Consider the following 14,252-nt stretch of genomic DNA (forward strand, 5'->3'; position numbering starts at 1 on the left):
TCAATTCATCAGACAAAAGGCGAATCTATAGTTTACCTAATACAGTGCCAAATGAGATTTCACTGTACCTATTTCACCCATTACGCGACCATTAAAAGCACAAAAAGTAAGCATAAAAACGTTTTTTTATAAGCAACTACGACAATTTATCGAGTCGATGATTTTTTTGTAGTACAATCGCCGAGTTTATTCATTTTCGGTTAATAGATTGGCTCGGAGCGCAATGGATATAAAAACTATCCAAAATTTGGTTGAGCAAGATATGCTTGACGTCAACCAACTTATACATCAACAAATGCAATCTGATGTTGCACTTGTAAAACAGCTAGGTTTATACATTGTAAATAGCGGAGGAAAACGCATCCGCCCAATGTTAGCCCTTTTGGCTGCACGAGCATTAGGTTACGAAGGTGATAAACACATCACACTAGCGACAATTGTAGAGTTTATTCACACAGCAACCTTACTCCACGATGACGTGGTTGATGAGTCATTACTGCGCCGTGGAGAACCGACTGCAAATGCTGAATTTGGAAATGCCGCAAGCGTATTAGTCGGTGACTTTATCTACACTCGTTCATTCCAGTTGATGGTTGGTCTTGGCAATATGGAAGTCATGCAGATCCTAGCGGATGCAACCAATATTATCGCTGAGGGCGAAGTGTTACAGCTAATGAACTGTAATGACCCAGATACAACTGAAAAGAGTTATATGCAGGTTATCTACAGCAAAACGGCAAAGCTTTTTGAAGCTGCAACTTTACTACCCGCTGTAGTGTTAGAGCAATCAGACGAAATTAAAACTGCACTTAAGCTTTACGGTATGCATTTAGGCACAGCCTTCCAACTTGTAGACGATATTCTTGACTACAGTGCTAACGCAGAATTGCTGGGCAAGAATATTGGCGATGATCTCGCCGAGGGTAAACCTACGCTTCCGCTTATTTATGCAATGCAGCATGCAAATGCTCAGCAAACAGCTCAGATCAGAACTGCAATAGAAAGTGGTAATGGACTTGATTATCTTGAAGATATTTTAGCAACACTAGCCGAGACCAAAGCACTTGACTTCACGATGGCTAAAGCCCAAGAAGAAGCCCAAAAAGCGATTGCACAATTGAGCATTTTACCTGACTCAGTGCACAAAGAAGCACTGATAGGACTTGCTAAACTTTCAGTGGATAGAGAGTATTAATCGTCCCCTAGCCAGTTTATGAGCTATAAAAAGGTCGCTGATGCGACCTTTATTTTTCTGGTGGCCTGTAGCCTTCAATTTCGACTTCTTTATCTTCAAACAAAAAGCCGACCATCTGCTCTTCAAGCATTTGCCTATGCTCAGGATCCATCATATTAAGATGCTTTTCGTTAATTAGCATGGTTTGCTTGTGTTGCCATTGCTGCCAAGCTTCTTTGGAGATGTTATTAAATATACGCTCACCAACTTCTCCTGGATACAGTTGAAAATCCAGTCCAGGCGCTTCCTTTTGTAACTTTTGACAAAATACCGTACGTGCCATGAGTATCTACCTCTTCAATTTTAATCGTGCACTCAATGAGAGTCAGCACCAGTGATAGCGTCAGTTTACCCTATTGTGGTTAATACTTTAACCAACTTTTTAGTCGGCGCCGCAAGCCCAACCTCTGGTGGATTATGAGTATCGAACCACAGCAATTGCTGATCATGCACACAATCTGGCATGCTTTTTACTTCTACAAGCACGGGGGTAATAGTTAACTCAAAATGCGTAAAAATATGCACAAAGGGCTCCAGTGTATTTGTACATTCAAGTTTAAGTTCTTGCTGTTTAATAAACGCGTCTAACTCATCTTGCTCTGCAAACTCAAAAAAGCCGAATAACCCCCCCCATATTCCACTCGAAGGGCGCTTCTCCATCAGCACTTTACCATCACATTTAATAATTAAGTGGTGAGTACGCTTTTTTGGTTTCTCTTTTTTGGGTTTAGGGTTCGGAAACTCTTTAACCCGATTATTTTTGAACGCTGAACATTCCTCAACAAGTGGGCAAACATCACAGTTGGGCTTACTTCTGGTACATACGCCTGAACCTAAATCCATCATAGCCTGATTAAACGCTCTTACATCACCGCTTGGCGTGACGGCATCACTCAAAGACCATAACTGATTTTCGACCTTCTTTACTCCGTACCAGCCCTCAACCATATAAAACCTAGCCAGTACTCGCTTAACATTACCATCGAGTATTGGATGATGCTGACCAAGCGCAAGAGAGAGTATCGCACCTGCGGTAGAGCGACCAATGCCCGGTAAGTCCATCACCGCTTCTAATGTTTGTGGGAATTCACCCTTATAGCTATCTCTGATCACCTTTGCAGCTTTATGAAGATTTCTTGCTCTGGCGTAATAACCAAGCCCAGTCCAATGGTGTAACACTTCATCTTCCGGTGCATCGGCCAACGCAATTACCGTTGGGAAGCGCGCCATAAAGCGCTCAAAATAAGGAATAACTGTAGTGACTTGAGTCTGCTGTAACATCACCTCAGAAATCCATACTTTATACGGTGTTTTTCCGAGTTGCCACGGCAGTGTTTTTCTACCATGAAGGTGATACCAAGACACAACTTGCTCACCAAACCACTTAGCTTGTTGCTGGCTAACTTTCATAAACTTGACTAGTACTTGCTACAAAAGCCGCCAGTGTAATCACAATTGCTTTAATAGTCACCACGTAAAATTTCACTCTATACTTGTTTATTGCCAACTGAATGACGATAATGTGCGACCATTTTCACGAGCATAGAAATGACCATGAACGAATCAAGCAAAAGTGCGCTCGAACAGGCGCAGGAAGAAGGCAAGTACATCAGAAAAGTGCGTAGCTTTGTTAAGCGTGAAGGACGTCTTACAAAAGGCCAAGCAGCATCGCTAGAAAAATGCTGGCCAACAATGGGACTGGAACACCAACAAGGTTTGCTAGACTTTACTGAAGTTTTTGGTAACAGCAATGAAGTCGTTCTTGAGATTGGATTTGGTATGGGTAAATCTCTCGTTGAGATGGCAAAAAATAACCCACAACAAAACTTTATTGGCATAGAAGTACACCGTCCAGGTGTAGGTGCTTGTTTGATGGATGCAGATGAGCAAGGCATCACTAACTTACGTGTTTTTGAACATGATGCAGTTGAAATCTTAGCGGATTGTATCGCTGATGGCAGCCTTGCTAAATTACAGCTATTCTTCCCAGATCCATGGCATAAAAAGCGTCACCACAAACGCCGCATTGTACAACTTGAATTTGCTGAAAAAATACGCCAAAAGCTTAAAGTCGGTGGTGTGTTCCATATGGCAACTGACTGGGAAAACTATGCCGAACATATGCTTGAAGTGATGAGTGCAGCACCTGGTTATAAAAACCAGTCGCAAAGCAATGACTATGTTCCTCGCCCAGACTTTAGACCGCTTACTAAGTTTGAGCAACGAGGCCATCGTTTAGGACATGGCGTTTGGGACTTAATGTTCGAGCGTATTAGCTAAACAACCCCTCTTTATAATGGAGCGGCTCATCAGGCTGCTTCATTGCCCATCTATTTGAGTACATTCACTAGGAGCTAGCGTTGCAGTTTACCAACCCGAGTTTATTACTACTTCGTAATGAAGAAGAGCTTATTGCCAACAATATTCTGGTTATTAACCATCAGCGCGATGGCTTCCTACGTGAATTAAAAGCGCTCAATCCAAGTTCGGCAATTCATGCGTTTAGTTTCGATTTTGCAAACCACCTTCACGCCGATAAAATCGCCGATGTTAAGAACTATGTAGATCATCAACTACCGCAATTGCAAGATATTGATTTAGTTATTTATTATTACCCTAAGTCAAAACCTGAAGCGCAAATGGTGTTTGACAATATTCGTCACTTGAGCACGGCTGAAACTAGGTTACTCGTTGTTGGCGAAAACAAAAGTGGGGTGAAAAGTGCAGAAAAGCAACTTAAAGAACACGCTGCACACTGTTATAAATTAGAAAGCGCAAAACACTGCATTTTGTATGAGTTTGATCAGCTTACTGCCAACCCAAGTTTTGACGTAAGCCATTATGTACAGACATTTTCAGTGCGTATCGCCAAGACCGAGTTTACTGCAGCAAGTTTGCCTGGTGTATTTAATCATGGGAAGCTCGATGCTGGTACTCGACTATTACTAGAAAATGTCACCCTTCCCTATAAAGGTAAAGTGTTAGATTTTGGCTGCGGTGCTGGGCTTATTGCCTGCTACGCCTTATTGAACAGCCCAACACTTAAATTCACCTGTTTAGATGTCAATGCGCTTGCGCTGTTTGCCACACAGCAGACTTTAGCTTTAAACAACCTTAGTGCAACTTTGTTGCTTAGTGATGGTTTAAGTGAATTGAATGGTAAATTTAACCTTATTTTAAGCAATCCACCATTTCATACAGGCCTTTCAACAGACTATGACATCGCTGAGCAATTTCTACATAACATTAAGCGTCATATGGATACCAAGTCTAATATTCAGTTAGTAGCAAATAGCTTCTTAAAATACCCACCTATTTTAGAAGCTCAGTTTGAACAGTTTGAAGTTGTCACTAAAAACACTAAATTCGCCATCTATAAAGCGCAGTAGTTTACTAACCTTAAGGTTTACTTGCTTATATCAAGTAAACCTTAACTCAAACCCACCTTTTATCTTTTCATTTTCAAAGATTTGCTCTACTTTATTATAATGAGTTATTGGATCTCAAAAGCTCTGTAGCCGCAGCTAAGGCTGATCATACAGCTGGAATAAGAATGAGTAAGCAATTAACCAAAACAAGCATAAGAAAAGTATTGATCAGCGCAGTGATGCTTGTAACCGCGCTGTGCCTCTCTTTATCCATATCTATTTCCACTTACCTTGATGTAAAAGAGCAAAAGCAACTGATCATCAACAAAATAGAGATGATAGCCGACATCGTTGCGTTCAATTCTCAGATCACTATTTTATTCGATGATCGAAAAACAGAAGATGCACGTCTAAAGTCTTTTCAACAAGTGGATATCATCAAAAACATCCATATCTATGCCATGGATGACGTAACCAACAGCCCTGTATTTTTTACCAGTTACAACGCCAGTCGAACACCACCAGTACCGCTAAAGGTTAATCAAATTGAAGAGTTAAAAACTCCCAAGGTCTCAGAAGACTACATTGAATTGATTAAACCTGTAATTTATGAGGGGAATATTGAAGGTTATGTTTATGTCCGCGGCGGTTTAGAAAGGCTCTCAAACTATATAAATAAAAAAATCTTGGTAGATATCGCGCTCACCTTATTCGTACTACTCCTCGTATTGCTAGTTTCAAGGGGGATCCAAAAGCGTATAGCGACGCCAATTGAAGGACTCTCAGCACTATTGCAGGACGTTTCAAAAAATCATAATTACAGTGCTAGAGCGCCAGGAAGCAATATTGCTGAACTAAACGTGCTAGCAAATAACTTAAATATCATGTTAGCTCGCACCGAAAATCAACTTGAGCGTCATAAAGCGGATAAACAAGAAATAAAACAGCTCAACCAGAGCTTGGAAGAAAAAGTGAATCAACGCACAATTGCGTTGAGAGAGGCTAACCAAGAGCTACTGAACGCTTTAGAGCGAATGCATCAATACCAAAACCAAATCATCGAGAACGAAAAAATGGCTTCGCTGGGGCAAATGGTGGCAGGTGTTGCCCACGAGGTAAATACCCCTATCGGTTTGGGTATCACAGGCTCTACGTTGTTAAGAGACAAATTATCCGATATTCGCGAAGCGTTTCAAACAAAGTCTCTGACCTCCAAGCAGTTAGAGCGCTTTGTTAACGATGGAATTGAAAATCTTGATCTCATCTACCGCAACCTAAACCGAGCGGCTGAGCTGGTTTCTAGCTTTAAGCGCTTGGCGGTAAGTCAGGATCTAGAAGTGAACTCACAAATAGATTTGTCAAACCTGCTTACTGAAGTCGTAGCATCTATGCGAGCTGAACTCTCCACAAAACAACCTGAAGTGACTATTGACTGTGACTCTGGACTTGCAATCGAAAGTAAAGCGGGGCCATTACAACAAGTGTTAGAGCAGCTTATATCCAACTCCTTACTCCATGGCTTTAAAGATCAACAAAGCAATAGCATTGCAATTACTGTGAAACCATCAATGGGGCAACTTGCTATTGAGTATGCAGACAACGGAATGGGTGTACCCAAAGCAATTAAAAAGCGCATCTTCGATCCGTTTGTCACAACTCGTAGAGGTGAGGGTGGAAGCGGCCTAGGTATGCATTTGGTTTATAACTTGGTAACCCAAGCACTTGGAGGCTCGATCACTTTAGATGAAGAATTTAGCCAAGGTGCTAAATTTATTATAACTCTTCCTCTGTCGGGTAATCTAAAATGAGGTTGATTAATCTAGTTATTTTGCTTTTATTTGTCTCCTTAAATACAACTGCAAAATCACCAGATCAGGTTCGCTCTGCTTTTCTCTATCAGATGGCAAAATTCGTCGAGTTTCCCGACGAAAACACAAAAACCAGTATTCAATTTTGCTTCTATTCACTTGAATCAGGGCCTGCTGCTGAACTAAAAAGTGCAACAAAGCTAAATGTGCGAGGCAAACCCATTGAGCTCGTAGAAGCAAAAAAAACCTGGAGTTATAGGGAACTTTCCAGCGCTTGCGATATCACATACATTGATGAAACTAGCGAAAATGATATACTGTCCGCTTGGACCGATACAATAGAGTCAAACATGTTGACCGTGGGCGAAAGTATTGAGTTTTTAGAAAGAGGCGGGATTGCTTCTTTGGTCCAAGAAGGGAGCAAAATTCGACTGTATATAAATAAGCAAGCACTAGAAAAACAGTACTTCATCGTGCGCTCAAGGCTGCTTGCCGTATCCAAGTTTCATCCCAACTGATTTTACTTGTTAACAATTGGATAAGCTCCTATAATCGTAAATATTCGGATTTATTATATAAGTCCGGACACATTGTAAATTATATATTCCGAAAAGGTTAATTAATAATGCAAACGCCAGTCATTCTAATTGTAGAGGATGAAGACGTAACTCGACTGAACCTCGTTAGTTTATTTGAAGCGGAAGGTTACAAAGTAATCGAAGCCATTGATGGCGATGACATGCATGACAAGTTGACATCAAATGATGATGTAAACCTTGTAATCATGGATATCAACCTTCCTGGTAAAAATGGTTTAATTTTGGCGCGTGAATTACGCCAGAAGAAAAACATCGGCCTTATTTTCCTAACAGGTCGTGACAATGATGTTGACCGCATTCTTGGTCTTGAGATTGGTGCTGATGATTACATCACAAAACCATTTAACCCGCGTGAACTAACAATTCGTGCTCGCAACCTAATCTCTCGTACTGGCACGTCTGCAGAAGAGTCAACAATTGATAGCAACGGCGTTATTACTTTTAATGGTTGGGAGTTAGATGAAAACAGTCGCTGTTTAACATCTCCAACAGGTGACTCGAAGCGTCTACCAAAAGGTGAATATCGTGCACTTCGTCTAATGCTAGATTCGCCTGGCCGCATCTTTAGCCGTGAGCAGCTTATCAAGCACATGACTGGTCGTGAACTTCGTGCAAATGACCGTACTGTTGACGTTACTATTCGTCGTATTCGTAAGCATTTCGAAACTGATAACAATACGCCTGAATTAATTAGTACAATTCACGGTGAAGGTTACCGTTTCATTGGTAAACTCGACGCTCAATAATCGTTTTTACTAATCTTCAGCGAGTTTTGCAATTAATGGATGAAGGGCTTCTTGCCCTTCTTCTATTTTTGCCTCTAACTCAGAAACCCAATTCAATAGCGTCTCTTCCTCTTTCCCTTCTGATTCTAATTCCATTTTCTTTGCTTGTAATTGTGCAAGTTGCAACCCTACCGAACCAGCAGCACCTTTAACTTTATGTGCAACCGCACCATATTCCTCGATATCATTTTGTGCAACAGCCTCTCTGAGCTCTTGACAGTACTTAGGACTGAGCTTAGTAAATAGGTCACAGCTTCTTTGGAATGCAGCAGCCCCCATAGACTCAACAAAGTCGCAAATGGTCTCTATATCTAAATCGGAGTACTCAGGTTGTGATAACGCTTCTCGAATATCGATACTTTGTTTGTTTTTCTGTGCCTCAATTCCAAATAACTCAGCGAGCATTTTGTCGAGCTTAGTAGTATTTATTGGTTTGGCCAAAGCTCCCTGAACATTAATCCCCTCAAGCTCTTGCTCGGCGCTTCTGACGTTTGCGGTTAAGGCAACTATTGGTAAGTGATCAAAGTGGCTGTCTTCTCTTATTTGACGCGCAACAACATCACCATTGATATCTGGTAGCTGCATATCCAGAAGAATGAGATCTAGGTCATCTTCAGTTTCAACAAACGAAAGAGCGTCCTCGCCAGTTTCAGCCCAGATAACTTCATGCCCCCGCTGTTCTAATAGATTTGTTGCAATTTCAGCGTTTAACGGCACATCTTCAACAAGTAAAATGTACAAGCTTCTACCAGCGTAACTTTGTTCTTTCGGTGCATTACATAGCTGTAACGGGATCTCAACATCAAAACGACTCCCCTTACCTTCTTGGCTAGTAACCGCTATCGTTCCTTTCATAGCCTGAACTAAAGCTTTAGTAACCGCAAGGCCAATGCCCGAGCCAATCGCATTGCTGCCCGATGCATCCGGAGCCTTGTAATACATCTCAAAGATCCGCTCAAGCTGATCTTCGGATATTCCCATACCTGTATCTATAACACTAATTGTCAGCCAAGGCCCATCATCTCGATTCTCACGGCGGCATTCCAGCGTCACATTACCCTTGTGGGTAAACTTCACTGCATTATTAATTAGATTCCAGAGTACCTGACGTAGACGTGTCGGATCGAGTAACGCATAAACGTCTAAGATTCCAGAACGATTGATAGTAAATTCTAAACCCTTTTGATCGGCAATTAGACCTGCAAAGTTGACCACATCATTTATAAAATCAGAGACATTGATACTGTCCGTTGCTATATCTAGCTGCTCCCTATCAATTTTATCTAAATCAATGATGTCGTTAAAAATATTGCCAAGCGTCTCCGCGCTTGAAAACACGGTATTACACCAGCTTTTTTGTTGCGCAGTCAGATCGGTGTCTAACATCATGCGCGTCAGACCAACAATACCATTGAGCGGAGTTCTTAATTCATGACTTAGCGTAGCAATAAACTTACCTTTATCCTTATACGCAGTTTCTAACGCCTGCTCGGCTTCTTTACGACTAGTAATATCACGACCAAAGGCCAACAAGCCTATATACTCGCCTTTATCATTGATAAATGGCAGCTTGCGCATTTCAAACCAACGAGGTTCGCCTTCAACAGGATACTCTACGTCAAGTGTTAATGGTTGCTGTGTTTCTGATACCTGGCTATCTGTTTCAAGTACTTTTGGAAGATATTGCTCTGAATATATTTGTTCGACTGATTTACCAATTAGTTCTTCACTGCTTTTGCCCATCACTAATTCGAACATCTTGTTACAGCCTGCGAATACACCGTTTTCATCGCGGTAATAGAACAGATCAGGAGATGAATCAACAATGCTTCGCAGTAACATACCCTGCTGTGCAAGTTCTTGTTGGGTCTTTTTACGTTCTGCAATTTCTTTTCTTAATTCATCTATCGCGCGGTGTTTAGCATGCAGAGCAATTTTACGCTCGTCAATCTCACTATTTAAACGATTAATATTGTCCTTCAGCGTTTGGTTCAGCATCTTTTCTTGTTGTGTTGCCGACTCCAAGTAGGCCTTGGATGAATGTACCTCCCGCATTGCCGCGACGGACATCATGATAAGAGCGGGCGCAATGACAGCGGTTAAGAAAAAGAGTGCCGATATATCGACAATTTCAACTACACCTAATGCAACATAGTAAAACATGCAAGATAGAATAACTGCAACGAAGAGCGTAAAAGCATAAGCGATGGCAAACGCCCGCTTGTTACCGTATCTTTCTACCAAGTTTGATAAAATTCGAGCCCATGAGCCAAACGAATTTTCTGTCATATTATTACTTCACCATTGTTAAACACTTGTCAGGCAAGTTTATATTCTACCGCTTGAGCCTGACTGAATTGCTTTTCAAGCCCTCAAAGTAAATATTATACAAAAGCCCTAGTAATAAGCGAGTATAGAAATTGCGAGGTCAGATCATTCACTCATTTTCATACACACTAAGCAGAACGATAGATAACGGAAATGAGACTCTGTATCACTAAATGCACAAATCATCTAATTTAGTGCGGATAGATTTAAGCTCCCCATCCCAACTTAATCTGATTTCGTGTAATATGCCCGTTTTTTAAGTCGTGAGAAAAGAGAGCGTCGATGCAAAATAACATGCCAGACATTGCACACAGTGCTAGTGCGTTACAAACAGGAACTTTAGACTGGGTAGGCATGGGTAACATAGAGTTGCCTTTAGTATTAGAAAGCAAAGGCCTAAATCAAGTTACTGTTACAGCCAAAGCCGATGCTTTTGTTAATTTGCAAAAAGAAGACGCAAAAGGCATTCACATGTCACGCCTCTTTCTTGCTCTTGACACGCTTTCTTGTGAGCAAGTACTTACACCAAAAACTCTAAAGCAGTTGTTAGATAACTTTTTAAGTACGCATAGCGACTTAAGTACAGGTGCAAAAGTAACCCTGCAGTTTGAATTGCCTATCAGACGCCCTTCGCTTTTAAGTAAAAAAATGGGATGGAAATCATACCCAATTACCCTTGATGCGACGCTGATAAACGGTATTTACAAGCTAGAACTGGCGCTTGACGTTGCTTACTCATCGACTTGCCCCTGTTCGGCAGCACTGTCTCGTCAACTGATCCAAAACGCTTTCCAACAAGCTTTCGATGGTAAACAATTAGATTTCCATAGTGTGCATAACTGGCTAGGTAGCACAGAAGGGATCGTTGCAACACCCCATTCTCAGCGCTCGATTGCAAATGTAAAAGTTAAGCTTACAGATAATAGTGCTGAGTTTGAAATTTTAGATCTGATCGAGTTGGTTGAAAACGAGTTGAAAACTCCCGTTCAAGCCGCCGTAAAACGAGAAGATGAGCAAGAGTTTGCGCGCCTAAATGGCCAAAACCTAATGTTTTGTGAAGATGCAGCTAGGAAGTTGAAAGCATTGCTAAACCAGCAAACTTATTTGGATTTCTATGTGAAGATAAACCATTACGAATCTCTTCATGCTCATGACGCAGTAGCCTATGCTGTGAAAGGGGTTGAAGACGGCTACAGCGTTTAATTATACCAATTAATTAAAAGAGCTATTTTTAACGGCACTAATATGGCATCTCACCCTTCAAATTGGCTGAAGAATAAATGCAATTGGTATTAGGTCCGCTCCGTTTACTACTATTATTAATCAGAGCTAGATAGCTCTGATTACTCTCCCCCCATACACAACAAGCTAAGTACTGTATTACTTTAAGTTATCTACTCAACGGTGGGCACTGTTTAATTTTCGAATAAACTGCTCGACAAGCACCTCTTGATTTTCTAAAGCCTGCTCTGTATTTTTCATCGTTTCATGCGTTTTACGCGCACTTTCCATAGACTCATCCGCAAGACCTGAAATTGTCACAGCATTTGCGTTAAGCTCATTAGAAACACTCGACATCTCTTCTGTCGATGTCGCAATTTGATAGTTCAAACCTGATATTTCATTTACTATTGTGTTGATCGTTTCAAGGCTCACTTTCGTTCCCTCTGCCTTTACTACACATTCAGAGGAGCGCTCTACTCCACTTTGAATGGCAGTAACCGCCCTTTCAGCTCGTTGCCTCAGGTCGGCAATAATACCATTAATCTCGGCTGTCGAATCTTGCGTCCTTTGCGCAAGCGCTCTCACCTCATCAGCAACAACCGCAAATCCTCTTCCCTGCTCACCGGCCCGTGCAGCCTCTATAGCAGCATTTAAAGCAAGTAGGTTAGTTTGCTCGGAGATCCCTCGGATCACGTCGACAACTCCTTCGATGTTAACTGTTTGCGCATTAAGATCTTCTATATCTTTTTGGGTGCGAGATAACTCTTCCGATAAAGCATAATTATTCTCCATATTGTCATCGACGGCTTTGTTGCCTTTCACAACGGATTCAAGGGCTGCTTCGGATTGCTGCGCTGCATTGTTAGTATTAGAGGCTATTTCACCAATCGATACCGACATCTGATTAATTGCTGTTGCTAAGGAGCCGGTTTGCGCTTGCTGTCGATTTAAAATATCAGAACTCGTTTTGCATTCTTGCATCGTTTTGGTTGCGTACTCTGAAACGGTGGCACTCGCATCTTTAACACGTCCAAGCACAGCCCGAAGCTCGGATTCTCTAGCAAGTAAGGCAAGCTCTATAGATGCAACATCATTAACCTTATTAAGATACACCTTTTGCATCAAAGGGTTATCGTAGACCTTTTTTGCTTTTTCGCTGAGCGATCGCACTGGAGCAAGGCGAGAATAAGTAATAAATAAAACAGCGAGAGTAAGCAGAGTTTCAGCGAAGTAATTCCAAGGTGATGATAAAGTTGAGATCAACATGGTCAAGGCATAGAAAACAATGATTATTGCCATCATTTGAGCTGACAAAGACCAAGAGGCACGAGTAAATTTACTTGGTGACACACCGTTATTTAAATCAGTGTAGATTTCCTCTGCACGGTTAACAACCTCCCGGCTCGGCTTTGTCCTCACTGATTGATATTCGACAGTCTTACCGGATGCACCTTTAATAGGAGTGACAAAAGCATTCACCCAATAGTGATCGCCATTCTTGCAGCGGTTTTTAACCATTCCCATCCAAGGTTTGCCCGCTTCGATATAATCCCATAGGTTCTTGAAAGCGGCTTTAGGCATTGTTGGATGCCGAACGATATTATGGGGCTTCCCTTCTAACTCACTAAGTGAAAACCCTGCAACTTCACAAAACTGTGAATTTGCATACTTTATCTGACCTTTTACATTTGTCGTTGAAAGTAGATTGTAAGAACTTGGATAATCATTCTCTTTTCCTGTGTAATCAGCTCTACCTTTTGTCATAGCTCGCTCTCGATTAAAAAGGGCAATAGATAATAAATTATTACTTTCTTAAAAATCGTAAGAAATTTCACCGAAAGGCTGATTGAGATCATAGTGAAGTATTATTTGAATACTTAACGAAAAGTAGAAAGTTAATATAAAAGCTAGCAGAGTTCTGAACTTAAACAACTAAGAAAAGAAGAATATAGAAATTGGTATGATGAGATATAGAATATAAATGAAAAGTAAGTGGCGTCCCCTAGGGGATTCGAACCCCTGTTACCGCCGTGAAAGGGCGGTGTCCTAGGCCTCTAGACGAAGGGGACGCAGAAATTGTTTTGCAAATCACCGATTTGCTATTTCTGTGTTAGATGAGACCGAGCCTGCGAGGCGAATGGGCCTATCAAAAACAGAAAGTTTTCTGTGTCACTAGGACTTTATTTAGCTGTTTATTCTCTTGCTAACCGAGTTACCTACCAAAGTAAGTGGCGTCCCCTAGGGGATTCGAACCCCTGTTACCGCCGTGAAAGGGCGGTGTCCTAGGCCTCTAGACGAAGGGGACGCAGAAATTGTTTTGCAAATCACTGATTTGCTATTTCTGTGTCACTAGGACTTTATTTAGCTGTTTATTCTCTTGCTAACCGAGTTACTTACCAAAGTAAGTGGCGTCCCCTAGGGGATTCGAACCCCTGTTACCGCCGTGAAAGGGCGGTGTCCTAGGCCTCTAGACGAAGGGGACACAGATGTGTCACTAGGACTTTACTTAGCTGTTTATTCTCTTGCTAACCGAGTTACTTACCAAAGTAAGTGGCGTCCCCTAGGGGATTCGAACCCCTGTTACCGCCGTGAAAGGGCGGTGTCCTAGGCCTCTAGACGAAGGGGACGCAGAAATTGTTTTGCAAATCACTGATTTGCAATTTCTGCGTTAGATGAGACCGAACCTGCGATGCGAATGGCCTTATCAAAAACAGAAAGTTTTCTGTGTCACTAGGACTTTATTTAGCTGTTTATTCTCTTGCTAACCGAGTTACTTACCAAAGTAAGTGGCGTCCCCTAGGGGATTCGAACCCCTGTTACCGCCGTGAAAGGGCGGTGTCCTAGGCCTCTAGACGAAGGGGACGCAGAAATTGTTTTGCAAATCACCGATTTGCTATTTCTGTGTT

Annotated in this window: 11 protein-coding genes and 5 tRNA genes; 7 read left to right on the top strand and 9 right to left on the bottom strand. The window is 41.7% G+C overall.

From position 1 onward, the window contains the following. Positions 1–223 precede the first annotated feature (223 nt). Entirely contained in the window at positions 224–1,195 is a 972-nt protein-coding gene (ispB, locus tag NH462_RS10305; RefSeq protein WP_010374573.1) for an octaprenyl diphosphate synthase, read from the top strand. A 49-nt stretch (positions 1,196–1,244) separates the two neighbouring features. On the opposite strand, the gene NH462_RS10310 is transcribed toward ispB, so the two are convergent. Both NH462_RS10310 and mutY read right to left on the bottom strand, forming a co-directional pair. Next, a complete protein-coding gene (locus NH462_RS10310; protein WP_010379401.1) occupies positions 1,245–1,517 on the bottom strand; it encodes an oxidative damage protection protein in 273 nt (90 codons plus the stop codon). Positions 1,518–1,582: 65 nt separating this feature from the next. Further along, positions 1,583–2,644, bottom strand: coding sequence for an A/G-specific adenine glycosylase (gene mutY, locus NH462_RS10315; protein WP_253105622.1), 1,062 nt, complete (start codon positions 2,642–2,644; stop codon positions 1,583–1,585). 144 nt (positions 2,645–2,788) lie between these two features. On the opposite strand from mutY, the gene trmB reads away from it, so the two are divergent. The 5 genes from trmB to arcA all read left to right on the top strand — a co-directional run bounded on the left by trmB (position 2,789) and on the right by arcA (position 7,755). Further along, a complete protein-coding gene (trmB, locus tag NH462_RS10320; protein WP_017216543.1) occupies positions 2,789–3,514 on the top strand; it encodes a tRNA (guanosine(46)-N7)-methyltransferase TrmB in 726 nt (241 codons plus the stop codon). 80 nt (positions 3,515–3,594) lie between these two features. Next, positions 3,595–4,623, top strand: a complete 1,029-nt coding sequence (locus NH462_RS10325) for a methyltransferase (RefSeq protein ID WP_253105623.1) — start codon at positions 3,595–3,597, stop codon at positions 4,621–4,623. A gap of 164 nt (positions 4,624–4,787) precedes the next feature. Beyond that, positions 4,788–6,410 carry a HAMP domain-containing sensor histidine kinase gene (locus tag NH462_RS10330; protein ID WP_253105624.1) on the top strand — a complete coding sequence of 541 codons (1,623 nt, stop codon included), beginning with the start codon at positions 4,788–4,790 and terminating at the stop codon, positions 6,408–6,410. Then, positions 6,407–6,928 (top strand): YfiR family protein, encoded by a 522-nt coding sequence (locus NH462_RS10335; protein ID WP_010379409.1) that lies wholly within the window; start codon positions 6,407–6,409, stop codon positions 6,926–6,928. Before NH462_RS10330 ends, NH462_RS10335 begins: the two co-directional genes overlap by 4 nt. 107 nt (positions 6,929–7,035) lie before the next feature. Next, a complete protein-coding gene (arcA, locus tag NH462_RS10340; RefSeq protein ID WP_010379411.1) occupies positions 7,036–7,755 on the top strand; it encodes a two-component system response regulator ArcA in 720 nt (239 codons plus the stop codon). 9 nt (positions 7,756–7,764) lie between these two features. Here the strand turns inward: arcA and arcB are convergent, their stop codons facing one another. Further along, positions 7,765–10,083 (bottom strand): aerobic respiration two-component sensor histidine kinase ArcB, encoded by a 2,319-nt coding sequence (gene arcB, locus NH462_RS10345; protein WP_253105625.1) that lies wholly within the window; start codon positions 10,081–10,083, stop codon positions 7,765–7,767. Between the two features lie 321 nt (positions 10,084–10,404). Between arcB and folE2 the strand changes: the two genes are divergently transcribed. After that, the gene (folE2, locus tag NH462_RS10350; protein ID WP_010379414.1) at positions 10,405–11,325 is read left to right on the top strand and encodes a GTP cyclohydrolase FolE2; all 921 of its coding nucleotides are present in this window, start codon (positions 10,405–10,407) and stop codon (positions 11,323–11,325) included. A 195-nt stretch (positions 11,326–11,520) separates the two neighbouring features. Here folE2 and NH462_RS10355 read toward each other — a convergent pair whose 3' ends face one another. The 6 genes from NH462_RS10355 to NH462_RS10380 form a co-directional block, all read right to left on the bottom strand. Further along, positions 11,521–13,110 carry a PAS domain-containing methyl-accepting chemotaxis protein gene (locus NH462_RS10355; RefSeq protein WP_253105626.1) on the bottom strand — a complete coding sequence of 530 codons (1,590 nt, stop codon included), beginning with the start codon at positions 13,108–13,110 and terminating at the stop codon, positions 11,521–11,523. A gap of 229 nt (positions 13,111–13,339) precedes the next feature. Continuing rightward, positions 13,340–13,415: transfer RNA gene (locus tag NH462_RS10360), tRNA-Glu, on the bottom strand. 160 nt (positions 13,416–13,575) lie between these two features. After that, positions 13,576–13,651, bottom strand: a tRNA-Glu gene (locus tag NH462_RS10365). A gap of 101 nt (positions 13,652–13,752) precedes the next feature. Further along, positions 13,753–13,828, bottom strand: a tRNA-Glu gene (locus NH462_RS10370). Between the two features lie 69 nt (positions 13,829–13,897). Beyond that, a tRNA-Glu gene (locus tag NH462_RS10375) sits at positions 13,898–13,973 on the bottom strand. A gap of 160 nt (positions 13,974–14,133) precedes the next feature. After that, a tRNA-Glu gene (locus NH462_RS10380) sits at positions 14,134–14,209 on the bottom strand. Positions 14,210–14,252: the final 43 nt, after the last annotated feature.

It is taken from the genome of Pseudoalteromonas sp. OANN1 (genome assembly GCF_024124685.1).
GTDB lineage: Bacteria > Pseudomonadota > Gammaproteobacteria > Enterobacterales > Alteromonadaceae > Pseudoalteromonas > Pseudoalteromonas piscicida.

Excerpts from the sequence above, each read along its gene's own strand:
- ispB (WP_010374573.1), top strand. The coding sequence starts at position 224 with ATGGATATAAAAACTATCCAAAATTTGGTTGAGCAAGATATGCTTGAC.
- NH462_RS10310 (WP_010379401.1), bottom strand. The coding sequence starts at position 1,517 with ATGGCACGTACGGTATTTTGTCAAAAGTTACAAAAGGAAGCGCCTGGA.
- mutY (WP_253105622.1), bottom strand. The coding sequence starts at position 2,644 with ATGAAAGTTAGCCAGCAACAAGCTAAGTGGTTTGGTGAGCAAGTTGTG.
- trmB (WP_017216543.1), top strand. The coding sequence starts at position 2,789 with ATGAACGAATCAAGCAAAAGTGCGCTCGAACAGGCGCAGGAAGAAGGC.
- NH462_RS10330 (WP_253105624.1), top strand. The coding sequence starts at position 4,788 with ATGAGTAAGCAATTAACCAAAACAAGCATAAGAAAAGTATTGATCAGC.
- NH462_RS10335 (WP_010379409.1), top strand. The coding sequence starts at position 6,407 with ATGAGGTTGATTAATCTAGTTATTTTGCTTTTATTTGTCTCCTTAAAT.
- arcA (WP_010379411.1), top strand. The coding sequence starts at position 7,036 with ATGCAAACGCCAGTCATTCTAATTGTAGAGGATGAAGACGTAACTCGA.
- arcB (WP_253105625.1), bottom strand. The coding sequence starts at position 10,083 with ATGACAGAAAATTCGTTTGGCTCATGGGCTCGAATTTTATCAAACTTG.
- folE2 (WP_010379414.1), top strand. The coding sequence starts at position 10,405 with ATGCAAAATAACATGCCAGACATTGCACACAGTGCTAGTGCGTTACAA.
- NH462_RS10355 (WP_253105626.1), bottom strand. The coding sequence starts at position 13,110 with ATGACAAAAGGTAGAGCTGATTACACAGGAAAAGAGAATGATTATCCA.